22 protein-coding genes are annotated in these 25,715 nt (G+C 60.9%); 16 read left to right on the top strand and 6 right to left on the bottom strand.

All coding sequences use genetic code 11. The features are described 5' to 3' along the window. Positions 1 to 189: 189 nt before the first annotated feature. Together P775_RS17580 and P775_RS17575 are read left to right on the top strand one after the other, a co-directional pair. Positions 190 to 834 carry a pyrimidine 5'-nucleotidase gene (locus P775_RS17580; RefSeq protein ID WP_099912200.1) on the top strand — a complete coding sequence of 215 codons (645 nt, stop codon included), beginning with the start codon at positions 190 to 192 and terminating at the stop codon, positions 832 to 834. A 70-nt stretch (positions 835 to 904) separates the two neighbouring features. After that, positions 905 to 2,119: a UbiH/UbiF family hydroxylase gene (locus P775_RS17575; RefSeq protein ID WP_099912199.1), complete on the top strand. Its 1,215-nt coding sequence runs from the start codon at positions 905 to 907 to the stop codon at positions 2,117 to 2,119. Between the two features lie 60 nt (positions 2,120 to 2,179). On the opposite strand, the gene P775_RS17570 is transcribed toward P775_RS17575, so the two are convergent. The 3 genes from P775_RS17570 to P775_RS17560 form a co-directional block, all read right to left on the bottom strand. Then, on the bottom strand, positions 2,180 to 3,304 hold the full coding sequence (locus P775_RS17570; RefSeq protein WP_099912198.1) for an aminotransferase class V-fold PLP-dependent enzyme: 1,125 nt from the start codon (positions 3,302 to 3,304) through the stop codon (positions 2,180 to 2,182). Between the two features lie 66 nt (positions 3,305 to 3,370). Then, positions 3,371 to 3,826 carry an Lrp/AsnC family transcriptional regulator gene (locus tag P775_RS17565; protein WP_099912197.1) on the bottom strand — a complete coding sequence of 152 codons (456 nt, stop codon included), beginning with the start codon at positions 3,824 to 3,826 and terminating at the stop codon, positions 3,371 to 3,373. Further along, positions 3,823 to 4,278, bottom strand: a complete 456-nt coding sequence (locus P775_RS17560; protein ID WP_099912196.1) for an Lrp/AsnC family transcriptional regulator — start codon at positions 4,276 to 4,278, stop codon at positions 3,823 to 3,825. The genes P775_RS17565 and P775_RS17560 overlap by 4 nt, the downstream gene beginning before the upstream one ends. A 141-nt stretch (positions 4,279 to 4,419) precedes the next feature. On the opposite strand from P775_RS17560, the gene ilvC reads away from it, so the two are divergent. Next, positions 4,420 to 5,442, top strand: a complete 1,023-nt coding sequence (gene ilvC, locus P775_RS17555) for a ketol-acid reductoisomerase (protein WP_099912195.1) — start codon at positions 4,420 to 4,422, stop codon at positions 5,440 to 5,442. 75 nt (positions 5,443 to 5,517) lie between these two features. Here the strand turns inward: ilvC and P775_RS28150 are convergent, their stop codons facing one another. Further along, entirely contained in the window at positions 5,518 to 5,679 is a 162-nt protein-coding gene (locus P775_RS28150; RefSeq protein WP_180287487.1) for a hypothetical protein, read from the bottom strand. Between the two features lie 244 nt (positions 5,680 to 5,923). On the opposite strand from P775_RS28150, the gene P775_RS17550 reads away from it, so the two are divergent. Together P775_RS17550 and P775_RS17545 are read left to right on the top strand one after the other, a co-directional pair. Continuing rightward, complete coding sequence (locus P775_RS17550; RefSeq protein WP_180287486.1) at positions 5,924 to 7,141, top strand: OpgC family protein; 1,218 nt, start codon at positions 5,924 to 5,926, stop codon at positions 7,139 to 7,141. A gap of 296 nt (positions 7,142 to 7,437) precedes the next feature. Next, complete coding sequence (locus tag P775_RS17545) at positions 7,438 to 8,367, top strand: DMT family transporter (protein WP_245875744.1); 930 nt, start codon at positions 7,438 to 7,440, stop codon at positions 8,365 to 8,367. A gap of 101 nt (positions 8,368 to 8,468) precedes the next feature. Here P775_RS17545 and P775_RS17540 read toward each other — a convergent pair whose 3' ends face one another. Then, a complete protein-coding gene (locus tag P775_RS17540; RefSeq protein WP_099912192.1) occupies positions 8,469 to 10,241 on the bottom strand; it encodes a serine protease in 1,773 nt (590 codons plus the stop codon). Positions 10,242 to 10,397: 156 nt separating this feature from the next. On the opposite strand from P775_RS17540, the gene P775_RS17535 reads away from it, so the two are divergent. The 9 genes from P775_RS17535 to glmM all read left to right on the top strand — a co-directional run bounded on the left by P775_RS17535 (position 10,398) and on the right by glmM (position 22,178). Beyond that, positions 10,398 to 11,339, top strand: coding sequence for a glycine--tRNA ligase subunit alpha (locus P775_RS17535; RefSeq protein ID WP_099912191.1), 942 nt, complete (start codon positions 10,398 to 10,400; stop codon positions 11,337 to 11,339). Positions 11,340 to 11,410: 71 nt separating this feature from the next. Then, entirely contained in the window at positions 11,411 to 11,914 is a 504-nt protein-coding gene (locus tag P775_RS17530) for a DUF6446 family protein (protein ID WP_099912437.1), read from the top strand. A 123-nt stretch (positions 11,915 to 12,037) separates the two neighbouring features. Further along, the gene (locus tag P775_RS17525) at positions 12,038 to 12,886 is read left to right on the top strand and encodes a DUF1206 domain-containing protein (RefSeq protein WP_099912190.1); all 849 of its coding nucleotides are present in this window, start codon (positions 12,038 to 12,040) and stop codon (positions 12,884 to 12,886) included. Between the two features lie 95 nt (positions 12,887 to 12,981). Continuing rightward, the gene (gene glyS / locus P775_RS17520; RefSeq protein ID WP_099912189.1) at positions 12,982 to 15,243 is read left to right on the top strand and encodes a glycine--tRNA ligase subunit beta; all 2,262 of its coding nucleotides are present in this window, start codon (positions 12,982 to 12,984) and stop codon (positions 15,241 to 15,243) included. Positions 15,244 to 15,381: 138 nt separating this feature from the next. Next, positions 15,382 to 17,949 (top strand): putative PEP-binding protein, encoded by a 2,568-nt coding sequence (locus tag P775_RS17515; protein ID WP_099912188.1) that lies wholly within the window; start codon positions 15,382 to 15,384, stop codon positions 17,947 to 17,949. A gap of 167 nt (positions 17,950 to 18,116) precedes the next feature. Next, positions 18,117 to 18,755 (top strand): cell wall hydrolase, encoded by a 639-nt coding sequence (locus tag P775_RS17510; RefSeq protein ID WP_099912187.1) that lies wholly within the window; start codon positions 18,117 to 18,119, stop codon positions 18,753 to 18,755. Positions 18,756 to 18,858: 103 nt separating this feature from the next. Then, a complete protein-coding gene (locus tag P775_RS17505; protein ID WP_099912186.1) occupies positions 18,859 to 19,785 on the top strand; it encodes a dihydroneopterin aldolase in 927 nt (308 codons plus the stop codon). Positions 19,786 to 20,029: 244 nt separating this feature from the next. Next, positions 20,030 to 20,845, top strand: coding sequence for a dihydropteroate synthase (gene folP / locus P775_RS17500; RefSeq protein WP_342749666.1), 816 nt, complete (start codon positions 20,030 to 20,032; stop codon positions 20,843 to 20,845). Next, complete coding sequence (glmM, locus tag P775_RS17495; RefSeq protein WP_099912184.1) at positions 20,835 to 22,178, top strand: phosphoglucosamine mutase; 1,344 nt, start codon at positions 20,835 to 20,837, stop codon at positions 22,176 to 22,178. Before folP ends, glmM begins: the two co-directional genes overlap by 11 nt. Before the next feature lie 147 nt (positions 22,179 to 22,325). Here glmM and proS read toward each other — a convergent pair whose 3' ends face one another. Beyond that, complete coding sequence (gene proS, locus P775_RS17490; protein WP_099912183.1) at positions 22,326 to 23,669, bottom strand: proline--tRNA ligase; 1,344 nt, start codon at positions 23,667 to 23,669, stop codon at positions 22,326 to 22,328. Positions 23,670 to 23,891: 222 nt separating this feature from the next. Between proS and P775_RS17485 the strand changes: the two genes are divergently transcribed. Then, entirely contained in the window at positions 23,892 to 24,980 is a 1,089-nt protein-coding gene (locus P775_RS17485) for an AI-2E family transporter (protein WP_099912182.1), read from the top strand. Positions 24,981 to 24,983: 3 nt separating this feature from the next. Next, a complete protein-coding gene (locus tag P775_RS17480) occupies positions 24,984 to 25,688 on the top strand; it encodes a P-loop NTPase family protein (RefSeq protein WP_099912181.1) in 705 nt (234 codons plus the stop codon). Positions 25,689 to 25,715: the final 27 nt, after the last annotated feature.

Genomic DNA, 25,715 nt, shown 5'->3' with positions numbered 1-25,715 from the left:
CGGGCCAAGATAGCCCCCCCGCCCGTCGTCAATCAAGCGCACCCATCATTCCAATCCACCGTACACCCTCTGGGCAAGACCGGCCGGGCCAGACTGTCAGTCTGCGTTTTCTTAAAGCTTTTCACATTGATGCCGACTAATACTCTATCTGCAATTGCACCATCTTGCGACGGGGGATAGCGTCAGATCATGATCAAGCAAAGCTTCTCACATGTCCGCACATGGGTGTTCGACCTGGACAACACCCTCTATCCGCCTGCCGCGCGGCTTTTCGACCAGATAGAGGTGCGCATGACCCGCTTTGTCATGCAGGCGCTTGGCGTGGACCACGAGCGTGCCAATTTTCTGCGCGGTCATTACTGGCGCACCTATGGCACCACTCTGGCCGGGCTGATGCGCGAACATGATGTCGATCCCGGACCCTACCTGCAGGACGTGCACGACATCACCTTTGACGCGCTGGATCCCGATCCGCATCTGGCCAGCCTGATCGCGGCCCTGCCGGGGCGCAAGATCGTCTATACCAACGGCACCGCGCCCTATGCCGCACAAGTGCTCAAGGCGCGCGGACTCGATGCGGCGTTTGACGCGCTATATGGCGTGGAACATGCGGATTTTGCGCCCAAACCCGAACGCGCCGCGTTCGAGGCTGTGTTTGCCCGTGACGGTGTCGACCCCCTCTCTGCGGCGATGTTCGAGGATGATGTGCGCAACCTTGCCGAACCTCATGCCATGGGGATGCGCACGGTGCATGTGGCCCCCACGGCGGTAAAGGCCGACCACATCCAGTATCACACCGATGATCTGGGCGCGTTTCTGGCCCGCCTGACCTGAGGATGGATGCGGCGCGATGTTGCAGTGCCCCTGCCCGCCGACGCGCTAGATACTGACCCAGGAGGTCGTTATGGATTATGACATCGTGATTTCAGGCGGCGGAATTGCCGGCCTGACCGCCGCTGCCGCCTTTGGCGCGCAGGGGTTTTCTGTGCTTTGCGTTGATCCCGCCCCGCCCGTGACCGAGCGCGAAGCTGTTGGCGCCGATCTGCGCAGCACCGCGTTTCTGCAGCCTGCGCGCGGCTTTCTGGAACGTGCCGGCCTTTGGGACCGGCTGGCGAATCATGCCATGCCGCTGGAGGTCATGCGCATCGTTGATGCCGGTGGAGACAAACCGGAACCGCGCGTGATCAAATCCTTTGAGTCCGGCGATATTTCCGACCTGCCCTTTGGCTGGAACCTTCCAAACTGGCTGCTGCGGCGCGAGCTTTCGGCCCATCTGGAGGGTATGCAGACGGTTGATTTCCGCCCCGGCACGGCCACGACCGCACTGTTCACCCGCACCGCCTCGGCCCGGGTCAGTCTGAGCGACGGCAGCCGCGTGACCACCAAGCTGGTGATCGCCGCGGACGGGCGCAATTCGCCCATGCGGGAGGCGGCCGAGATCGGGGTGACCACCACCCGGTTCGGGCAAAAGGCTCTGGCCTTTGCCGTCACACATCCGATCCCGCATGAAAATGTCTCGACCGAAATTCACCGCACCGGTGGCCCCTTTACCTTTGTGCCGCTGCCCGATCTGGACGGGCGCCCGTCCTCGGCCATTGTCTGGATGGAAGATGCGGCCAAGGCGGATGCGCTGATGCAGCTGGATGTCCCGGCGTTCGAGGCGGCGATGACAACGCGGTCCTGCCAGCTGTTCGGAGTGCTGACACTGGCGAGCCAGCGGGGGCTCTGGCCGATCATCGCACAGGCGGCCAACCGGCTGTCGGGCGAACGCATCGCGCTGGTGGCAGAGGCGGCGCATGTGCTGCCGCCCATCGGCGCGCAGGGTCTGAACATGAGCCTTGCGGATCTGGATGTGCTGCTGGATCTGGCCGTTGCGCAGCGCGAGACGCTGGGCTCTGCCGCGATGCTGGACATGTATCACCGCAAGCGGATCGCCGATATCCGCACACGGGTGGCGGGGATCACGCTGCTCAACCGCGCCTCGATGGCGTCGGACCCGCTGTTGCGGGATATGCGCGCGGCGGGGCTGGATGCGCTTTACGCGCTCAAGCCTGTGCGCAAGACCTTGATGCAGGTGGGGTTGGGAACCGGGCGCAAATCTGTCGACGCGCCGTCCTGACCGGGGCCGCAAAGGCCGCCCGGCGCGTGGATACGCCGGACGGCCCAAAGGTTTCGTGATTTAGAAAACCTGATCTATGACCTTGCGCAGACGGGCGACGGTGCCATCGACATCATAAAGCTTGTCCAGACCGAACAGGCCTAGGCGGAAGGTGCTGAACCCGGCGGGTTCGTCACATTGCAGCGGCACACCGGCGGCGATCTGCATGCCCTTGGCGGCAAAGGCACGGCCTGACTGGATTTCGGGGTCGTCGGTGTAGCTGACCACGACGCCCGGTGCGCCGTATCCTTCTCCGGCGACGGATTTCACACCCTTGTCGGCCAGCATCTCGCGCACTGCCGTACCCAGCGCCCATTGCGCCTCTTTCAGGCGAGTAAAGCCATAATCCTTTGTCTCGATCATCGTGTCGCGGAACGACCGCAAGCCATCCGTGGGCATGGTTGCGTGATAGGCATGGCCACCATTTTCATAGGCCGCCATGATCTGGTGCCATTTCTTCAGGTCACAGGCAAAGCTGTCCGATGTGGTTTCAGCCAGACGCGCGACCGCCTTTTCGGACATCATCACGAGACCGGCGCAGGGTGTGGCCGACCAGCCCTTTTGCGGGGCCGAGATCAGCACATCGACACCGGTTGCCTTCATATCAACCCAGGCACAGCCCGAGGCGATGCAATCCAGCACCATCAGCGCGCCGACCTCATGCGCCGCCGCCGACAGCGCGGTCAGGTAGGCGTCGGGCAGGATGATCCCGGCCGAGGTTTCCACATGCGGGGCAAAGACGATGTCCGGCTTGATCTCGCGGATCTGCGCGGTGACCTCGTCAATCGGCGCGGGGGCAAAGGGCGCCTGCACTCCGTTACCGGTCTGGCGCGCCTTCATCACATGGGTGTCACCGGCAAAGCCGCCTGCCTCGAATATCTGGCTCCAGCGATAGGAAAACCAGCCGTTGCGCACGACCAGGACGGAGGCGTCGCGCCCGAACTGCCGGGCCACGGCCTCCATCCCATAGGTGCCGCCGCCGGGGACAAGCGCCACCGCATCGGCGTTATAAACCTCTTTCAGCATGCCAGAGATGTCGCGCATCACCTTCTGAAAGGCCGCCGACATATGGTTCAGCGACCGGTCCGTAAACACCACCGAAAATTCGTCCAGCCCCGTGGGGTCGATCTGATCAAGCAAAGCCATCCGCAATCTCCTTTTGTTGCGCAGTGGCTACTCGTTTGGCCGCGATTTGGCAAAGAGATTAAGCGCTCAGATAGGTCCCGGCAAACGCTCTTCGCTGAGCAGCACGTTGGCATCGAGGTTGCCCATCCCGGGCAGGGTCATGATCCGCCGCCGCAGAACGCGTTCGAAATCCGAGATATCGCGCGCGACCACCCGCAGGCGATAGTCATAAATGCCAAGGACGTGTTCGATGGTCTGGACCTCTGGGATGGCGCTGACGGCGCGTTCGAAATCCTGCAAGGACACGCGCCCCTTGGTGGCGAGCTTTACCCCCAGAAACACCGTGACGCCAAATCCCATCGCCTCGCGGTCCAGATCCAGCCGCAGGCCGCGAAACACCCCCGCCTCGCGCAGGCGTTTGATCCGCCGCCAGCAGGCCGGTTGCGACAGACCCAGATCGCGCCCGAGCGCTCCGGCGCTTTGCGTGGCATCCTGCGCCAAGGCGCGGATCAGCGCGCGGTCTGTGTCATCAAGATCAATCACAACGGCAGGCTTTCGTCGGTCTTGAGCCGCGCCACATGCATCAGCGCATCCACATCGGTGATGTGCGGCAGGGTCAGGATCTGCCCGCGATAGACCTGCTGATAATGCGCCATGTCGCGGGCGATCACCGACAGGCGCGCATCCACCTGCCCGAGAAAGGTCTGAATCTCGATCACCTCGGGCACAACCCGCGCGGCGGCGGCGAATTCGTCAAAGGCGCGCGGCTCGGATTTGTCCAGCGTGACGCGCAGGGACACCTCGACCGAATAGCCAAGCACCTTCCAATCGATCTCGGCCCGCACGCCGCGCAGAATGCCGGTGTCGCGCAACCGCTCGACGCGTCGTGACAGGGTCGCAGGCGACAGCCCTGCCCGTTCGGCCAGCTCTGCGCCGGTCACGTCTGGGGCCGCCTGCATCTGGCGCAGAATGCGCCGGTCGGTGTCATCAAGCATGAAACCCTCATAAATCCATAATCTGACGAATGATCCTTCTTCTCTTTCCCAAATACGCAAAATAAACGCAACCACACACGCGCCGTTCAAGGTAATGTGCGGCGCATAACAACGGATAAAAATCCACGGAAGGAAGACACCATGCGCGTTTATTATGACCGCGATTGCGACATCAACCTCATCAAGGACATGAAGGTCGCGATTCTCGGCTATGGCAGCCAGGGCCATGCCCATGCGCTTAACCTGCGCGATTCGGGCGCGAAGAACGTTGTCGTCGCCCTGCGCGAAGACTCTCCCTCGGCCAAGAAAGCCGAAGGCGAAGGTCTCAAAGTCATGGGTATTGCCGAAGCGGCAGCCTGGTGCGACCTGATCATGTTCACCATGCCCGACGAGTTGCAGGCCGAAACCTACAAAAAATACGTGCATGACAACCTGAAGGACGGTGCGGCGATTGCGTTCGCCCACGGCCTGAACGTGCACTTTGGTCTGATCGAGCCCAAGCCCGGCACAGACGTCATCATGATGGCGCCCAAAGGCCCCGGCCACACCGTGCGCGGCGAATACACCAAAGGCGGCGGCGTGCCCTGCCTTGTTGCGGTTCACAACGACGCCTCCGGCAAAGCGCTGGAAATCGGCCTGTCCTATTGCTCGGCCATCGGTGGCGGGCGTTCCGGCATCATCGAAACCAACTTCCGTCAGGAATGCGAAACCGACCTGTTCGGCGAACAGGCCGTTCTCTGCGGTGGTCTGGTCGAGCTGATCCGCATGGGTTTCGAGACGCTGGTCGAGGCCGGTTACGAGCCCGAGATGGCGTATTTCGAATGCCTGCACGAAGTGAAGCTGATCGTGGACCTGATCTACGAAGGCGGCATCGCGAACATGAACTACTCGATCTCGAACACCGCTGAATATGGCGAGTATGTTTCGGGCCCGCGCATCCTGCCCTACGACGAAACCAAGGCACGGATGAAAGCGGTTCTGACCGACATCCAGAACGGCAAGTTCGTGCGTGACTTCATGCAGGAAAACACCGTCGGCCAGCCGTTCTTCAAGGCAACGCGCCGTCTGAACGACGAGCACCAGATCGAACAGGTCGGTGAAAAGCTGCGCGCCATGATGCCGTGGATCTCGGCCGGCAAGATGGTCGACAAGGCCAAGAACTAAGGCAACCCCGATTTCCGCTACTGCAAAGGGCGCCCTGATGGGCGCCCTTTTTTCAATCTATTGGCCCGAACCGAGTTACTTTTCACCCGGGGTGGGACCGTCCGATGCCAGCGCGCTTTTGGGCGCTGTCGGATCATTCTTGCGCTGTTCGGTCTTGTGCTTGCTCCAAAGCGAAAACACGATCACCGCAAACATGGTCATCAGGGCCAAGACGGGCACGATGAAATTTACTTCCATTGGTCTCTCCTGTTCTTGAATGTCAGCAAACGCTCTAACGCTAGGGTTGTTCCCGGGGCGACGGTACAACTTGGGCCCCCGTGCGCCTCTCACGTCCCTATTTCAGACATGAAACAGGGCTATTTCGGCAAACCTCCGCCTAAATCTACAAAAGATCGCGGGCGCAGGGCACAATTTAGGCTTTCGCGCATTCTTCTTCCATGTAAGCCCGCAGATCCCCGGACTGGGGCAAGAGGAGATGGATATGCGCCTAACACTGCTTGACGGATTCCGGGGATTCTTTCTCCTCTTCATGATGATTGCTCATGTGAATGGGTCGTTTGACGCTGTGATGGGCAATTACAACCATCACATGCTGGGCTGGGTCGAGGATGCGCAGGGTTTTGTTTTTATATCGGGGTTTGTGGTGGGGCTGGTCTATACCAAAACGCTTGATCGCAAGGGTCCTGGGGGCATGGGTATCGCCGTGATGCGGCGCATCCGCACGATATACACCTATCAGGCAGCGATGATCCTGTCCTTCTGTGCCGTCGCCCTCGGACTTGCCGCATGGGGACTGGAGCCATCTGTACTCGATCAATATGTCGACGACCCCGTTGTCTTTACTCTTGCCTCACTCATGCTGGTGACAGGATCACTTCACATGGGCATCCTCGCGCTTTACATCTGGCTGATGCTGCTCACGCCCTTCGCGCTTTTGGCATTTCACAGGGGCTGGGCAAAATGGTGGGCTCTCGCCTGCGTTGCAGCCTGGCTTCTTGCACAATCTGGTCTACCGGATGCCGCACAGATTCCAGTGGAATCTGCGCTTAAGGATGCAGGTCACGGCATCAATATCGGCATCTATTTCAACGTCTTCGGCTGGCAGACACTCTATTTTCTCGGCCTGTTCCTGGGTTTTCTCTTTGCCCGCGACCGGCTTGATACCTCTTTCCTGCGTGATCCTCATATGCGCCCGGTCTTCTGGCTGGCGGTGGCCGGAATGGTGGCCTTCGCGATTTTCGACCGCGCCATGAGCCTTGGCTGGATCGAAAAGGATCTGCGCAGCACACTGTGGAGCCAGATCGATAGGGGCAACATGCACATCGTCTATCTCGCGAACTTCCTGCTCGACCTGTTCGTGATCAGCTGGTTGCTTGTTGCTGGCCCGACCAGCGGCAACCGCGTGCTTTCCGCGCTCGGCCACGGGATCGGCTGGCTGTTCACGCGGCGTCCGCTTGTGTTTCTGGGCCAGCATTCGCTGCAGGTCTTCGCCGCCCATGTGGTGCTGACATACATCATCATGTGGGCCATGACCGGGCGGGAACTCCATGCATTCTGGGACAACCTGCTGCTTCTTCTGTCCGTAGGCGCGCTTTTTGTCGTGGCGTGGGGACATGCGAAGCTGCAATCCCTGTTGCGCCCACGCAATAGGCCCACCCCAGGCCCGCTGCCAACCGCACAGCGCAGCACCGCAAGCTGATCCCACTTTACCGCATGACAAAGGCCCTGACGTTCAAACGTCAGGGCCTTTGATATTTCAAAAAGCGTCGACACCGCTATCCAGATCTCGGCTCTGGAAGGCTGCGATATCCCAATCACATGTCGTTTTTCAGTTGGTAAACACACCAGCCCAGCAGAACGATGAGGATAAAGATCGGCAGAATGTAAAACATGATTTCCTCCATTCAAACTTCCCCAAAGGTAATGGTAGAGGCGAAAAGGACAAGCATCCGCAACGGCTGATGCCCCAATCGGCAAGCCTGGTGGTCAAAACAAATGCAGACGGACGCAACGCCCCTTCCCCAGATCAGCAGGACAAGCTGGCTCATGGTGGTCAGTCTTGGCCTGGTCTGGGGCAGCACCTTTGTGGTGATCGAAGTTGCCCTGCGCGGCATCACCCCGTTCTGGCTGGCGGCAGCACGGATCAGTTTTGCCATGCTGCTGATGCTCATGTTCTGGTCGCTGCGGGGATTTCCCCTGTTCCTGAGCAGGGCAAGGCCATGGGGGCGACTGGCGTTGATCGGTCTGCTGTCCTCGGCGCTGCCCTTCACCCTTCTGGGCTGGGGTCAGCAATATGTCACCTCGGGCTTTGCAGGGGTCTGCATGGCCGCCGTCGCGCTGATGGTCCTGCCTCTGGCGCATGTCTTTCTGCCAGGAGAGCGCATGACACTGCGCCGAACGACCGGGTTCCTCATTGGTTTTGCCGGAGTTTCCTTGCTGATCGGTGCCGAGGCGTTTCAGTCCAGCGGCGCCACACTTGAACCGCTCGGGCGCCTTGCCTGCCTTGGAGCTGCCTGCTGCTATGCGGTCAGCGCGGTTGTCATGCGCCGTCTGCCGCCGATGGATCCGATCGGCATCGCCACCGTACCTCTGATTTTTGGCACGCTGATGGTCATTCCCACCGCCTGGGTCGCCGAAGGCCCGCCACCGCTCCCCCCGGCGCAGACGCTTCTGGTGCTATTATTTTTGGGGCTGATTCCGACTGCGGCTGCAAACATGCTGCGGGTGCTGGTGATCCGCAGCGCCGGCCCAGTGTTCATGAGCCTGACCAACTATCAGGTGCCGATGTGGTCCGTTCTTTTGGGCGTGCTGCTGCTGGGGGAACCGATGCGCGCCAGTCTGCTGGCGGCACTGGCGCTGATCCTGATGGGGGTCGCCATCAGCCAGTGGGGCGCTCTCCTGCGGCTGTTCCCCGCAGCACGCTAAGCCGGTCCAGCTTACCTTTCTTTCGAGATACGCCGGGGGCCGCCCATCAGGGCGACGGGGCAGCGCACCCGCCACCCCCAGATCCAAACGAAAAGTTGCGATCACTCCCAGCAGCTGACCAGCACAGTCATGCCCACAGCCAGCACCGTCAGATCCTCGGGTGCAAGGTCAGCGCCGCCCTGCGCGACCGTGGCGCGCAGACCGGCGCGGGTCAGCAGCGCCTGTATTTCATCGGCCCCGGTGGCAAAGCTCACGTCTTCGGGCAATTGCCGGTTGCTGTCCTCGCGGGGCAACAGCATTCCCAGCACCGATCCACCGGCATCAAGTACCGGACCGCCTACATCGCCGGGCAGCGAAGCAAGCGCCAGCCGCTGTATGTTTTCTTCCCCCGCAAGCCCGCGAACATCCTCCAGCGTGCCAAAGGTCAGCGTCGGCGCGCTCAGCACGCCGCCAAAGGAATAGCCCGACACCGCCACCTCGGATTTCAAAAGCGGCAGACCAGAGCGGAACGCCGCCACAGATTGCGGCGCGAGCGTCTTGTCAGTGCGCAAGACGGCCACGCCCGTCGCCGCATCCTCAGCCAAAACCCGCGCGTCATACTGATCCTCAAGCGTGATCCGCCCGCAACTCTGCACAGCTTCCCGCGCCGTCACGACGGTGCCGACGCCATCGACGTAAAACCCCGATGCCGTGCCCTTGGGCTGGCGGATCTGCAGTCCCGCCAGCAGATCGACCGAAGGCTCTGTGCCAGGTCGCGCACTTGACTCAAGCACATCCGGAATGGTTTCGAAACTCGCCTGCATCGCCTGCAAAACCCGGGTGCGCCGCTCTTCGTCATTGGATGGCCAGACAAGGGTAAAGCCTTTGATCTGCCCGTTCTCCAGCCGAACCTCGGTGTGGGACACGATTCGCGCATTTGTCCCGCTCAGCGTGAATCCATCGCGCCGCAGTTCACGCGCGCCTTCAAGTGGCACAATTTCCAGCGTCTGCATGATCTGATACAGCCCGTTCAGGGTGCTCTGATCGCCCTGCAGGCTGATCAGAAAAACCTGCACCGGCAAATCCCCGGTCGGCTCATAGCGCACAAAGGGGGCAGCATAGGTGTCAAAGGCCACAACCCCTGTCGGCATCTGGATCGATATGCCGGAACGCGTGTCGGTGATCTGACGCATCTCCAGACCGTCAAGCACGGCATTATACTCGCCCAGCAGTGCTGCGCGCTGACGACTGGTCAGGATGCCCGTTTCCTCATAGCCGTTCGCCTGCTGCCAGGCTGCCATGGAATTGCGTGTGCCCTGACCGAATGCGCCATCAATGCCGGAATTGTAAAAGCCCGCCCACCGCAACGCGATCTGCAGCTGTTCCCGCTCACGGCTGTTCAACCGCGCTTCACCAGCAGCGGCCTCTCTCGGGGTTTCCTCCACGAACAGCGGCTCTGTGATAGCGGCATCAGCCGGCTGACCAGAGTCAGGAAACTGGCCCGCATCGGGGACCTGGTCCAGCGGCGTTTCGGTGATCGGATCAGTTGTGATCTGACCTGCGACGCCTGCAGCGCCCACAGGCCAGAACTGACGCCCGAAAAAATCGGGACCGGCAACATAGCTGTCCTGCGGGATCTGCCCCTGAATGCGCAGCTGACGCAGGCGGGCCTCGGCCTCGGCCCGGTCATAAGGCCCAAGCGCGATGCCGTACCATCCGTTGTTGAGCGCAAAGCCGTTCACATCCCGCAAGTATGACGAATAATCCCGTGCTCTCTGCTCGGCCCGGACAAGCGCCGGCTGCGCCTCGATTTGGATATAGGTCGCATCCTGCGCGACAACCGCTTGGGCCGTCAGAAAAACGGCCGCCAGAAGCGCCATCACCAATCGTGTCATACCGTCGTCTTCCCCGAACCAATTGCCTGTTTCCCTGCTCTTATCCAAATATTGTTGGGGCCACATCCCCTATGGGTCAAAATATGGCGAGTGGTGCAATTGACCCCCGCCCGCCTAAAGCCTAAGCAGTCGGAAACGCATCTCGGGGCATTTCGCATGGACCAGACCACCGGAACAAATGCGGGCAAACCGCGCAGCTTTCAGGAAATCATTCTGCGGCTGCAGAATTATTGGGCGGCCAAGGGCTGCGCGATCCTGCAGCCATATGATATGGAGGTCGGGGCTGGCACGTTTCACCCGGCCACGACGCTCCGTTCTTTGGGCACGCAGCCCTGGGCTGCGGCCTATGTGCAGCCTTCACGACGTCCCACCGACGGGCGCTACGGTGAAAACCCAAACCGCCTTCAGCATTACTATCAGTACCAGGTGCTGATGAAGCCCTCGCCGCCAGATATGCAGGCGCTGTATCTGGGCTCACTGCAGGCAATCGGCATCGACATGGGGCTGCACGACGTCCGCTTTGTCGAAGACGACTGGGAATCCCCCACGCTCGGCGCTTGGGGTCTGGGCTGGGAGGTCTGGTGTGACGGCATGGAAGTGTCGCAGTTCACCTATTTCCAACAGGTCGGCGGACATGACTGTCACCCGGTTTCGGGCGAGTTGACATATGGCCTCGAACGGCTGGCGATGTACGTTCTTGGCATCGACCATGTGATGGACATGCCGTTCAACGATCCGCATTCCCCCATTCCGCTGACATATGGCGATATCTTCCGTCAGACCGAAGAGGAATACAGCCGCTGGAATTTCGACGTTGCCGACACCGCGATCCTGCTGCAGCATTTCATCGATGCTGAAACGGAATGTGCACGCATTCTGGATCAGGCTGCAGAGGACCCCAAGACCGGCAAACGTATCGTCATGGCCCACCCGGCCTATGACCAGTGCATCAAGGCCTCGCATCTCTTCAACCTGCTCGACGCGCGTGGCGTGATCTCCGTCACTGAACGGCAGGCCTATATCGGGCGGGTCCGCACTCTGGCAAAACGCTGTGCAGATGCTTTCGTCACAACGCCGGCTGGCGGCTGGGCCGCCTGATGGCAGACTGCCCCGTCGCGATCAAACTGAACTGGACATAGACCTTGGCGCAGAACATCACTGGCAAGATCATGGTCGCTTTCATTGTGGTCACGGCACTTTTCGCAGGCGGATTGCTTTATTACACGCAGGTCTATGCCTATTACTACGAAGTTACAGCCACCGGCACCGACGATGTCCAGCTGACGGGCATGGTGTCGGGCCTGCCAGAGACAATCCTTTACGAGGATTTCCGCGCCATCGATGCAGATTCCTCGCCCATCCGGTATCGCGCGTGTTTCACAACCCCCTCGCCCGCTGACCAGTTGCGCGACACCTACAAGCTGTATCCCGGGGCAGAGCCGCGCGTTGCGCCCAGCTGGTTCGACTGCTTCAATGCCGAGGCCATCGGTGAAGATCTGGCCGCGGGACGCGCGGTGGCCTTTACCGGTCAGCGCAACATCACCTATGGCATTGACCGCGTTGTGGCCGTCACACAGGATGGTCACGGCTACATCTGGCATGAAATCAACGAATGCGGCGACAAGGCCTACGACGGCACACCCTTGGGTGACGATTGCCCAGAGCGGGAATAAGCGCATCCTGACAGCGTCAACAATGTAAGCCGCAAAACCAAAGACTTGACTTTGTCCTTTGCGAAAACCGGGAACCGCGGGGCGCCTCCGTGCGCTACTCCTGCGTCAGAGGAGTGTTCCAGAATGTCCAACACAGCCCCACCCTGGGTGGTACCAGTCATGCGTGCCGGATACGCGGCACGCGGCGCCGTATATACTGTCGTCGGCGGCCTCGCCCTCGGCGCGGCCTTCGATGGGCGCGAGGCCGAAGGCACGACCAGCGCCCTTGCCGAATTGCGTGATGAAGTTTGGGGAATTCCCATGCTCTGGGCCATCGCCCTTGGCCTTTGGGCCTACACAATTTGGCGCCTGATCGACGCCGCGCTGGATCTTGAGGATTACGGAGCCGATGCCAAGGGCCTGATCGCCCGCGGCGGACAGATCGTGACCGGGCTCATCCACGCCACGATTGGTATTTCCGTCGCAGGGCTGGCTTTGGGTCAAAGCAGCGGCGGGGGCGACAGTGCAAAGGACTGGACCGCAAAGATCATGACCCTGCCCTATGGACCCTCCCTCATCATTGGCGTGGGCCTCGTGACCTTGTGCGCCGGGATCTTCTATATCCACAAGGGTCTCGCTGGAAAATACAAGCGTACGCTGCGTGTCACGCCCCTGACAGAACGGCTCGACCCGGCCATGAAATACGGTTTTGTCGCGCAGGGCGTGGTGATAGGCATCATCGGCGCACTGATCGTCTATGCCGGTTTCACAACCGACCCCGAACAGGCAGGCGGTGTAGGCGAAGCCCTTCATCAGTTGCGCGGCGTCGCCTATGGCCGTATCTTGCTGGGCGTGGTCGCGCTTGGCCTCATCGCCTTTGCGGTCGAGAATTTTGTCGAATCCGTCTACCGCATCATTCCGCGTTGTGCGGGGCCGGACATCCGCACCCTCGCCATGCAGGCCAAAGCCAAGGCGCAACAGGCTGCATCCTGACCAATCGGCTGGACGTCGGGCGCCCATAGGTCTATCCAGCTTTCGACTGACCGCGCGCCCTTTCGCGCGCGGCACTTCGAAGATTTGGTGACCCGATGCCCGACCTGCTGATCGAACTCTTTTCCGAGGAAATCCCCGCACGGATGCAGACCCGCGCCGCAGAGGATCTGAAATCCCGCGTGACCAACGGTCTTGTCGAGGCGGGGCTGACCTATGCCGGCGCCGCCGCCTTTTCGACCCCGCGCCGTCTGACCCTGGCCATCCAAGGCCTGCTCGACAAAAGCCCGACCTTGCGCGAAGAGCGCAAAGGCCCCCGCGTCGATGCACCCGAAAAGGCGATTGAGGGCTTCCTGCGCGGTGCTGGTCTTACCCGGGATCAGCTGATCGAACGGGACGAGAAAAAGGGCCGCGTGTTCTATGCCCTGATCGAAAAGCCGGGCCGCCCCGCTGCAGAGATCATCGCCGAGGTGCTGGAGGATACGATCCGCAACTTCCCCTGGCCCAAGTCAATGCGCTGGGGCGCGGGATCGCTGCGCTGGGTCCGCCCGCTGCACCGTATCCTGTGCGTGATGACAACCGAGGCCGGGTCCGAGATCGTTGCGATGGACGTGGACGGCATCACGGCAAGCAACGTGACCGAAGGCCATCGCTTCATGGCCCCCGCGCCCTTCGCTGTTCACTCGTTCGAGGACTATGCCGCTAAACTCAAGCGTGCGCATGTGATCCTGTCTGCTGAGGAACGTGCCGAGGCAATCTGGCACGACGCCACCAACATGGCCTTTGCCAGCGGTCTTGAGGTGGTCCAAGACAAGGGCCTGCTGGCCGAGGTTGCCGGTCTGGTGGAATGCCCCGTGGTGCTGATGGGCCAGATCGGTGCCGCCTTCCTTGATCTGCCGCCCGAGGTGCTGCAAACCTCGATGAAGGAACATCAGAAGTTCTTTTCGGTGAAAAACCCCAAGACGGGTCGGATCGAACGGTTCATCACCGTCGCCAACCGCGAAACGGCGGACCATGGCGCGACGATCCTTGCAGGCAATCAAAAGGTGCTGTCGGCGCGGCTGTCGGACGCGAAATTCTTCTGGGAAAACGACCTGCGCGTGGCAAAGTCAGAGGCGGGATTGTCGGTCTGGACCGATCAGCTGTCCAACGTCACCTTCCACAACAAGCTGGGCAGCCAGAAGGACCGGATTGAGCGCATCGCCGCATTGGCCCGCGAACTGGCCCCGATGGTCGGCGCAGATGCAGATCACGCGGAACAGGCCGCGCGCGTCGCCAAGGCCGATCTGCAATCGCAGATGGTTGGCGAATTCCCGGAACTGCAGGGCCTAATGGGTCGCTACTACGCTGCGGCCGCTGGCCTGCCGTCCGATGTGGCCGCCGCCTGTCAGGAACATTACTCGCCCCTCGGCCCGTCCGATGACGTGCCGACCGCGCCGGTTTCCGTCGCTGTGGCACTGGCTGACAAGCTCGACACGCTGACTGGGTTCTGGGCGATTGATGAAAAGCCGACAGGGTCCAAGGACCCCTTTGCGCTGCGGCGGGCGGCTTTGGGGGTGGTACGGCTCATTTTGAATAATGATCTGAAAGTATCATTGCTTGAAACTGTTTGGCGAGCATTTAGCGATTTGCCAGATGCTTTGCTCGAGACCACGCTCGAAAAAATCGCCGACTTTGAGGATCAAGTTGCGAATTATCTTGATATGGACGTGAACGAAGTTTTCGACGCGCGCTTATCACGCGAGGATAAAAGTGGGGAATTGACGCTAACCAACGCAATGGCTGAAAATCCTCTCTCTCAGCTTATTGAGATTGGCCCTAGAGCTTTGCTTGGCTTCGACCTCCTCAACTTCTTCCACGACCGCCTCAAGGTCTATCTGCGCGACGAAGGCATCCGCCACGATGTCATCGACGCCTGCCTTGCCATGCCCGGCAATGACAACCTCTCCCTGCTGGTCGCCCGCGCCCGCGCCCTGTCGGACACGCTCAAGACCGAAGACGGCACCAATCTTGTCCAGGGCTTCAAGCGGGCCAACAACATCCTCAGCCAGGCCGAGGAAAAGGACGGCGTCGAATATTCCTTTGGCGCCGATCCGAAATATGCCAGTGACCCTGCAGAACATGCCCTGTTCGACGCGCTGGATCTGGCAGAGGCAAAGATCACGCCCGCCATGACATCCGAGGATTTCGCCACGGCGATGCAGGCCATGGCGGCAATGCGTCCCGCCGTCGATGCCTTCTTTGACGCGGTGCAGGTCAATGCCGACAGCGACGTGTTGCGCCGCAACCGGCTCAACCTGCTCAGCCGCATCCGCACAATCTGCCTACAGGTGGCGGACCTCACCAAACTCGACGGCTGACACAACAGCTCCCACCCGGCGTCATGGCCTTTGCTCCGCGCCGGGTTTGCCAGCCTCTGACGCTGCGTGCCAGGCCAAAGCGCATGCTTTACTTAAGCCGCTTCAGGCGTATTCTGCCAAAAGCAAAAAGGTGCTGCAGTGCAGAATATCGACCCGATCATCCCCACAGAGACGCCTGACCCGGATGTGACGCTGATCCGTCCGGCGGCGCCCATCGCCACGCCCACCCATGGCGGACGCGCGAAATGCCTGCAGCGGCTTTTGCGGCTTGATCTGCCTGTGCCCTGCACCGTCGCCCTGTCGTTCAAGACTGTTTACGGCATCGCCCATGGCCGTATGCCCGATCTGGACAGCATCCTGCAGTATTTTGATCCCGATGCCCTGCTGTGCGTGCGCCCCTCTTCGGAAGATCCCGATTGGGGCGGGCCGGGGGCTGTGCTCAACATCGGGATGAACGATGCGCGCTATGTGACTCTGACAGCACGTTTGGGCACGGAGGCGGCGACCAACCTTTATCTGCGGTTCATCAAATCCTATGCCATCCATGTGGCACGGCTGGACCCCGACCTGTTCGACAGCATCGCGGACGACGGGAAAAAGGCGCTGATGCAGGCGCTGCTGACCTATGAGGAAGAAGCCGAAGAGCCCTTTCCCCAGACCCCGGCCCGCCAGTTGGCCGAGGTCCTGCGGTCGATGGCCCGCGCATGGGAGGGAACGACAGCCCGCCTGCTGCGTCAGGCCAAGGGCGCGCCGGTGAATGCGGGACTGGGACTGGTGGTGCAGGAAATGGCGCTGGGGCTGGGCAATGGCGAATGCGGATCTGGCGTGCTGCAACTGGTGAATTCCGACACCGGCGCGCTGCAGATCACCGGACGATATCTGAGCCAGAGTCAGGGCCGGGATGCGCTGCAGCGCGGTGCGGCGTCACTTTTTTTGGAACGTGACCAGCGTGGCCCGTCCCTGGAAGAGCTGGCCCCAGAGGCGTTTGCCGAGCTCAAGGCCGACGCCGCACTGATGCGCAAACGCCTGCGCGCCGAGATGCAGATCGAATTTACCATCGAAAACGGCAGGTTGCACATTCTGGACGGCGTGCGTGTGCGCCGCTCCTCGCGGGCATCTGTTCGGATTTCGGTGGGTCTGGCACAGGATGGGATCATCACCCCGCAAGAGGCGCTGCTGCGGGTGGAACCCCGCGCGCTGTCGGAACTGCTGCACCGCCAGATTGCCGAGGATGCGCCGCGTGACATGATCGGCAAGGGTATCGCCGCCAGCCCCGGTGCTGCCACGGGCCGGATCGTGTTTTCCGCCGCTGATGCGCAGTCCAGCGCCGCGCGGGGCGAAGCTTGCGTTCTGGTTCGGCGCGAAACCTCCCCCGAGGATATCCGGGGCATGCACGCGGCCTGTGCGGTGCTGACTGAACGGGGCGGCATCACCAGCCACGCAGCGGTGATCGGTCGCGGCATGGGCCTCCCCTGCGTCGTCGGTGCGGCGCGCATGCATTTCCATCTTCGCCGCAAGATACTGATCTCTGAAGATGGCCGCAACTTTCGCGAAGGCGATGTGATCACAGTTGACGGTACCAACGGCCAGATTCTGGCAGGCGCACCACAGATGGTGGAACCGCTGCTGGACGACAGTTTCCAGACGCTGATGGCCTGGGCCGATGCAGAACGCGACATCGGCGTGCGGGCCAATGCGGACACACCCGCCGATGCCCAGACCGCGCGCAACTTCATGGCTCAGGGAATCGGCCTCTGCCGGACAGAGCACATGTTCTTTGAACCCGGACGCCTGACCGTCATGCGAGAGATGATCTTTGCCGATGATGTTGAAGATCGCCGCGCTGCTCTGGAATTGTTGCTTCCTATGCAACGTGCTGATTTCAAAAAACTTTTTACTATCATGAAAGGTCAGCCGGTCTGCATCCGCCTGTTCGATCCGCCCCTGCACGAATTCCTGCCAACCGACCGTGCAGGACTGCGCGACCTGGCCGAGGCACTGGATCTGCCAGTGTCAGACGTGACCAGACGGGTCGAGGCGATGGGCGAATACAACCCCATGCTGGGCATGCGCGGCGTGCGTCTGGGCATCACAGTGCCTGAAATCTATGACATGCAGGCACGCGCCATCTTCGAGGCGACGATCGAGACGAGCCTAGACGGCGATGCGGTGGTCCCGGAAATCATGATCCCCCTCGTCTCTGCCAGCCGCGAGGTTGAAATCGTGCGCAAGCGGATCGATGCCGTTGCGTCTGCCGTGCGCAGCGAACGCGGCGTGGATTTCACCTATCGGTTGGGGGTGATGGCCGAAACGCCCCGCGCCTGCCTGCGCGCCCACGAGATCGTGCAACACGCACATTTCCTGAGTTTTGGCACCAATGACCTCACCCAGATGACCTATGGCCTGTCGCGCGACGATGCAGGGCGGTTCATGTCGGAATACGTCCGCCAAGGGGTGTTTCCCGAGGATCCGTTCCACCGCCTGGACACCGATGGCGTGGGCGAATTGTTACGCATCGGAGCCGAGCGGGCACGTGCCGGTCGACCACATGTGACCCTGTCGATCTGCGGCGAACATGGCGGCGACCCCGAATCGATTGCCTTTTGTAGGGCTGCTGGATTCGATTATGTCAGCTGCTCACCGTTTCGCGTTCCACTTGCGCGTCTCGCAGCAGCACAACTTGCAGTAAAAGATAAGATTTCTTAAAACCCCCTGAAATTCCACTTGATTTTTTAAAAGCCTGTCTCGATGGGCGGTCTTACGCCGATTGCGACTCTCCCAAACTTTACCTCACTGCCGTTTCTGCCTAAACCGCCCGAGTTTTACGCGGTCTGAAAACTGCTCGAAACCATCCGCAGAGGTAGAGGCAAGACATGTTCAAAGTACTTTCAGTCGCAATTTTGGCGACCCTGGCGTTTTATCAACCGGCCTATGCCGAGCGCCAAATCACCAATGCAGACACATTGATCAAAGTCGAACAGCGCGGACTACGTGCGGCAAAACCAGCGCATCTTCGAAAGCTTCTGACACCCATGGGCCAACCCGAGGCCACCGCCGTCGCCTACAATCGCGACTGGATCAACCAGCAGCCCAAGGCTGTGGGCGACAAGCAATGGCAGTGCCTCGCCGAGGCACTGTATTTCGAGGCCCGCGGTGAAAGCGTCAAAGGCCAGTTTGCCGTCGCCGAGGTCATCCTCAACCGCGTGGACAGCCCGCGCTATCCCAATTCGGTCTGCGGTGTCGTCCATCAGGGCACCGGCAAGAAGTATAGCTGCCAGTTTTCTTACACTTGTGACGGCAATCCGGAATCCATCCACGAACCCAAGGCCTTTGCCGAAGTCGGCAAGGTGGCCAAGCTCATGCTCTCGGGCGCGCCCCGCGCGCTGACCGACGGCGCTACGCATTATCATACTGGAAAAGTAAAGCCTAAGTGGGCTAGAAAGTTCCCGCTGACCGCGCAGATCGGCACTCATCTTTTCTATCGCCAGCCCACCCGACTGAGCCTGAACTGAGAAAACCGATACCAAAGATGGCACAAACCGTCGCTTTCGGCGGATGTGCCCGGCGCCCGGCGCTGATAGAGTGATCACAACACCGCCGCCCCGGAAGACCGCCATGACCAACGATATCCATCTTGCCTTTTCGCACCCCTCTGAACGGTCGCTTGTAACGGCTGGAGAGGACCCGCGCGATCGCATCTCGCTGCGTGACCATATTGCCGAGGTCGAGATCGGCGCATTTCAGGCGGAACGCGGCACCACCCAGCGAATCTGTTTCAACGTCGTGGTCGAGGTCACGCCGTTCACCGGGCCATTGGACGACGATGTGGATCGCATTCTGTCCTATGACCGGGTGACAGAGGCGATTGCCCATGAGCTTGCCGCCGAACGTCTGAACCTACTGGAGACTTTGGCCGAAAAGGTGGCCGAGCGGATCCTGCTGGAACCCCAGGCGCTGCGCACCTTTGTACGGATCGAAAAGCTGGACCGCGGTCCTGGCGCCCTTGGGGTCGAAATCGTGCGCTCCCGCCGTGATCTGGGCGCGCGCCTGCAAGAAGTCGCACAGGAACGCCCGCACCCCCGGGTGATCTATCTTTCCAACCCCGCCATCGGGTCAGACAGCCTTAAGGGCTGGATCGACAGGCTGCAGGCCTCGGACGTCCCCGCAATCCTGTGTGTCGGATTGCCCGATGTCACCCTTCCCCATGCCGGGCACAAGCTCGCCCAACGCCGGATTGATCTGCTGGGGATAGAGCAGAACGCCTGGGTGTTGGCAGGTCGCGATCCGCGCTGCAAGGTGGTCGCCACCCGGACGGAACTGGACTGGGCCATGAAGAACGGGCAGATCTGTGTTTGGGCACCTTCCAAGATGGTGCTGGACGCAGCCCATGGGGCAAGCCTGCCACGTGGTGATGCCACCGCCCTTGCCGCCTGGTTTGGCGAACAACTGACTGCACGCGAACTGCTGATCATCGGCGGAGAGCCGCCCGAACGCGCCACGATCCCGGTTCGCGTCACAGAGGTGCAGGACAGCGCCATCTGATTGCTTGCCAACCCCTGCCAGATACCCCATTCAGAGCCGCATGAGTGACTATTTTCGACCCCTAATTTTAAATGATCTGCAACGCCCCGAGGACGCAGTTCCGCTGGCGGGCGGCTCTGGATGGTTCACAGATGTTGAACATCTGCGGCGGGATCGCCCCAGCGAAATCCTGCCAGCAAGCGCTTTGCCAGACAACGCGCTCAATGCCTTGTCTGAACCCCGCCAGCCCATCTGCGGGCTCAGCATGGACAAGCCGCGGATCATGGGCATCCTCAACGTAACCCCGGACAGCTTTTCCGACGGCGGCAAATTCAGCGGCCCTGCCCTTGCGGCGGCCCACGGCCGCCAGATGGTTGCCGATGGTGTCGACATGATCGACGTCGGTGGCGAATCCACCCGTCCAGGCGCGCAGACCGTGCCGGTGGAATCTGAGATCGCCCGTGTCGAGCCGGTGATCACCGCACTGCGTCACGCAGTGAGTGTTCCCATCTCGATCGACACGCGGAAATCGACCGTTGCCGACGCCGCAGTCGCGGCTGGCGCGACCTTGGTGAACGACGTGTCCGGCTTTACCTATGACAAGATGCTGGCACTCTACTGCGCGCGCAATGATCTGCCGGTCTGCGTCATGCACGCCCGGGGTGATCCGGAGACGATGCAAAAGGATCCCCGATACGAGGATGTACTGCTGGACGTCTACGACTTTCTCGCCGCGCAGGTGTTGATGCTGCAAGAGCTCGGTATTCCGCGCAGCCGGATTATCGTAGATCCGGGCATCGGCTTCGGAAAGAATCAGACCCACAACCTGAAGATCCTGCGTAATGTCAGCCTGTTTCACGGGCTGGGATGTACTGTGCTGATTGGTGCATCGCGCAAAGGTTTCATCGGTCGGATCTCGGGCGTGGGCGAAGCAGCGCGGCGCATCCCTGGCTCTGTCGCCGTTGCCCTCGCCTGCGTCGCGCAGGGCGTTCAGATCCTGCGGGTTCATGACGTGCCCGAAACGGTTCAGGCAATTGCACTCTGGAAAGCGGTAGAGACAGGAGAAAACGATGTCGCGTAAGCTCTTTGGCACTGATGGCGTGCGCGGCACAGCCAACACCCATCCGATGACAGCCCCCATGGCACTGGCCATCGGCGCCGCGGCAGGACGCTACTTCCGCCGTGAACACAGCGGTGTGCATCGGGTGGTGATCGGCAAGGACACGCGCCTGTCGGGCTACATGTTCGAAACCGCGCTGACCGCCGGTCTCACCTCGACTGGCATGAACGTGCTTCTTCTGGGCCCGGTGCCGACGCCGGCTGTGGGCCTGCTCACGCCGTCAATGCGCGCCGATCTCGGCATCATGATCTCGGCCTCACACAACCCCAGCGCGGACAACGGGATCAAGTTCTTCGGCCCGGACGGCTTCAAGCTGTCGGACGATGTGGAAGCTGAGATTGAAGCGCTGATCGACACGGGCGTCGAACCGGCGGCAGCGGATAATATCGGCCGGGCCAAACGCATCGATGACGGTCGCTCAAGGTATCAGGAGCGGGTGAAATCCACCTTTCCGGCGGGCATGCGCCTGGACGGCATGAAAGTGGTCATCGACTGCGCCAATGGCGCGGCCTACCGCGCTGCGCCAGAGGTGCTCTGGGAATTGGGCGCCGATGTGATCCCCATCGGGGTTTCGCCCAACGGCAAGAACATCAACCTCAACTGCGGCTCGACCAAGCCGCGCGTCGCCGCCGAAACGGTCGTCGCCCATGGTGCCGATATCGGTATCTGCCTAGATGGCGATGCCGATCGCGTGATCATCATCGACGAAACCGGCAAGGTGGCCGATGGCGACCAGATCATGGCGCTGATGGCCGCCCGCTGGGCCGAGGAAGGCCGCCTGAACGACAACACACTGGTGGCAACCGTGATGTCCAACCTTGGGCTGGAACGGTTCCTGCAGGAGCGTGGTCTTCGGCTGGAACGCACCGGCGTTGGCGATCGCTATGTAGTCGAGGCGATGCGTCGCGGCGGCTGGAATCTGGGTGGAGAGCAGTCCGGACATATCGTGATGACCGATCATGCCACCACCGGCGACGGCCTCATGGCAGGGCTGCAGTTCCTGGCAGAGATGGTGCGGACGGCACAGCCAGCCAGCGCGCTGGCGCGCAATTTCGAACCTGTGCCGCAGCTGCTCAAGAACGTGCGCTATTCTGCCGGTCAGAAACCGCTGGAAACTTCGGCGGTGAAAGACGCAATTTCGGCGGCGCAATCGGCCCTTGGCCTCAAAGGCAGGTTGCTGATCCGCAAATCCGGGACAGAGCCGCTGATCCGTGTCATGGCAGAATGCGAGGATGAGGACCTGCTGACCCAAGTCGTCGACAGCATCGTGGACGAGGTCACAGCCGCCGTCTGATCCCTCGGTCGGAATGCCAAGAGTTTTCATAAAACTCTTGGCAAAACTCTTTTAAAGAGTTTCGGGTCCTGACCCAATGCCGAGCCTGAGCTGGCAAGCACGCAAGGTTGGCCGTATCAACCGAAAACCCTTGCGCGCCCGGCGATTTCAGCGCTGGGTCAAACCATAGATCGCTGCGACCTTTTCCACGGCGACCTCGGGCGAAAGCTCTTCGCTTTCCCCCGTACGGCGCGAGGTCAGTTCGACAACGCCATTTTTCAGCCCGCGCGGGCCGACCGTGATCCGCCAAGGCAGACCGATCAGATCCATCGTCGCGAATTTGGCCCCGGCCCGCTCCTCCCGATCATCGTAGAGCGACTCAAGCCCAAGCGCATTCAGCGCATCATAAAGCGCCTGACAGGCTGCATCAGCCTCTGCATCGCCCTGCTTGAGGTTCACAATCCCGCAATGGAACGGCGTGACACCTTCGGGCCAGATGATGCCCTTGTCGTCATGATTGGCCTCGATGATCGCCCCCAGAAGACGCGACACGCCGATCCCGTGCGAGCCCATGTGTACAGGAACCTTCGCTCCCGTCTCATCGGTCACGGTGGCGCCCATTGCATCGGAATATTTGGTGCCGAAGTAGAAGATCTGACCCACTTCGATCCCGCGTGCCACGCGGCGGCGCGCCTCGGGCACCTGCTCGAACAGAGCCGCATCATGCGTCTCGTCCGTGCGGGCATAGCGCGACGTGAATTCCTCAAGCACAGCCTGACACTGCTCGACCGAATCGTAATCAATCGCCCTGTCGCCGAATTTCAGATCGGTGATCTCAGCATCGTAGAAGACTTCGGATTCACCGGTCTCAGCCAGCACCAGGAATTCGTGCGTGTCGTCACCGCCAATGGGGCCGGAATCCGCGCGCATTGGGATCGCCTGCAGACCCATGCGCTCATACGAGCGCAGATAGGACACCAGATGCCGGTTGTAGGCGTGCAGCGCATCCTCTTTGGTCAAATCAAAGTTGTAGCCGTCCTTCATCAGAAACTCTCGGCCCCGCATCACACCAAAGCGTGGGCGCATCTCGTCGCGGAATTTCCACTGGATGTGGTATAGTGTCATCGGCAGATCCTTGTAGGACCCGACGTGGCTGCGGAAGATATCCGTGATCATCTCTTCGTTGGTGGGACCATAGAGCATCTCACGGTCCTGGCGGTCCTTGAAGCGCAGCATCTCGGGGCCATAGGCATCATAACGCCCCGACTCTTTCCAAAGATCGGCAGATTGCAGGGTCGGCATCAGCATCGGAATATGCCCGGCGCGCTGCTGTTCCTCGTGAACGATCTTTTCGATGTTGCGCAGCACCTTGTAACCCAGCGGCAGCCAGGAATAGATCCCGGCGGCAGCCTGCTTGATCATGCCGGCGCGCAGCATATAGCGGTGGCTGACGATCTGCGCCTCGGCGGGGGTCTCGCGCAGCACGGGCATAAAGTAACGGCTCAGGCGCATCAGGTCTTCCTCTGGTCGAAAAAATTGGGTCGTCTCGGGTTGTGAGCCAAGGGGCGCAACTTGGCAAGGGGGCCGAAACGCCGGATAAGGTTGCAAAGCCCCACTGTCAGTGCAGGCACTGGGCCAGTTGGGCGGGTGAGCTCGCTCTCTGGACCGCAGACCTCTTGAAACCTGACCTGTAAACAGCGATGTAAAGACCTAACCCCGAGCCCGGAAAGGACCCTGGCGTTGTCCGCACGTGATCAACTAAAATACTGGGGCATCGCAACGCTCATCATTGCGGTGACTCTCTGGTATCTGGGCGATGTCCTGCTGCCTTTCCTGATCGGCGGGGCAGTGGCTTATTTCCTTGATCCGGTTGCGGACAGGTTGCAACGCCTCGGGTTCAGCCGGTCCCTGGCAACCGCGACCATCACTCTGGTTGCCCTGCTGATCTTTGTCATTCTGATGCTGCTGGTCGTGCCGCTGCTGATCCAGCAGACCGGCCAGTTGATCAACACCGCGCCGCAGCTTTTTGACAATCTCCAGACCTTTCTGGCGGAACGCTTCCCGAACCTGCTGGATGAAGGCGGTGTGGTACGCGAAACGCTGATTTCTCTGGGCAATGTGATCCGAGACAAGGGCGGAGAGTTGCTGAACACCGCGATTTCATCGGCCGCATCACTGATCAACATCGCGCTGCTTTTTGTGATCGTGCCGGTTGTGTCTGTCTATCTGCTTCTGGACTGGGACCGCATGGTGGCACGCGTCGATGACCTGCTGCCCCGCGATCACGCCCCCACAGTGCGCAAGATCGCAGGCGAGATCGACAACACACTGGCTTCCTTCATCCGTGGAATGGGCACCGTCTGCCTGATTTTGGGCACCTATTACGCGATTGCGCTGATGCTGGTCGGATTGCAGTTCGGCCTTGTGGTCGGGTTTATCGCAGGACTCATCACCTTCATTCCCTATGTCGGGGCGTTGGTGGGCGGGACGCTGGCCATTGGACTGGGCCTGTTTCAGTTCTGGGGCGACTGGCTGTCTCTGGGGATGGTGGCGGCGATCTTTGTGCTGGGTCAGGTGATCGAAGGAAACGTGCTTACCCCAAAACTTGTCGGGAACTCCGTTGGCCTGCATCCGGTCTGGCTGATCTTTTCGCTGTCCGTTTTCGGCACGCTCTTCGGCTTTGTCGGCATGCTGATCGCCGTACCCGTGGCCGCAGCCTGCGGCGTTGTTGCCCGGTTCGCTGTGGCTCAATACAAGGACAGTCGGCTCTACCGTGGTGGAACTGATGGCCTGGCGCGCAGCGCGGCTGACGTCCGGGACTAGCGAATGGCGCGCCAGCTGAAACTCAAGCTTCCGTTCCGGATCGCACTGGGGCGCGGTGATTTCTATGTCTCTCGCACCAACGCGCTGGCCACCGCCCAGATCGACCGCTGGCGCGACTGGGTGGGGCGCAAGCTGGTGCTGACCGGGCCGCAGGGATCCGGCAAGACCCACCTCGCCCATGTCTGGAGTTCGGAATCGGGCGCCACCATCCTTCGCTCGCGCGATCTGATCGACGCAGATATTCCGCGTCTTGCCGAAGGGCATGTCTGTGTCGAGGATGTGCCTCAGATTGCAGCGAACGAAGAAGCCGAACAGGCCCTGTTTCACCTTCACAACCTCACCCTTGCCGAGGGGCATTCACTGATGTTGACAGCCCTGACACCCCCGTCTCACTGGCAGCTGAGCCTGCCGGATCTGTCCAGTCGTGTCATGGGCATGCAGATGGCGCGCCTATCCCCACCCGATGACGACCTGCTCAGCGCCGTGATGGCCAAGATGTTCGCAGATCGTCAAATCGTGCCGGCCCCGGATGTGATACCCTATCTCGTGCGCCACATGCCCCGCTCCTTTGCCATGGCGGGTCGGCTCGTGGATGCGATCGATGATGCCGCCCTTGGCACACCAAAAGGCGCAAGCCGCCTGCTGGCCCGCCGCATACTTGCAGAGCTTGAACCACAAATCGTCGACGGCGCCCCTGACGTCATATAGTTTTTACAAGACCCACGGATAAGGCAC

Source organism: Puniceibacterium antarcticum (assembly GCF_002760615.1).
Classification (GTDB): Bacteria; Pseudomonadota; Alphaproteobacteria; order Rhodobacterales; family Rhodobacteraceae; genus Puniceibacterium; species Puniceibacterium antarcticum.
This window is presented reverse-complemented; position numbering and strand designations above follow the sequence as displayed.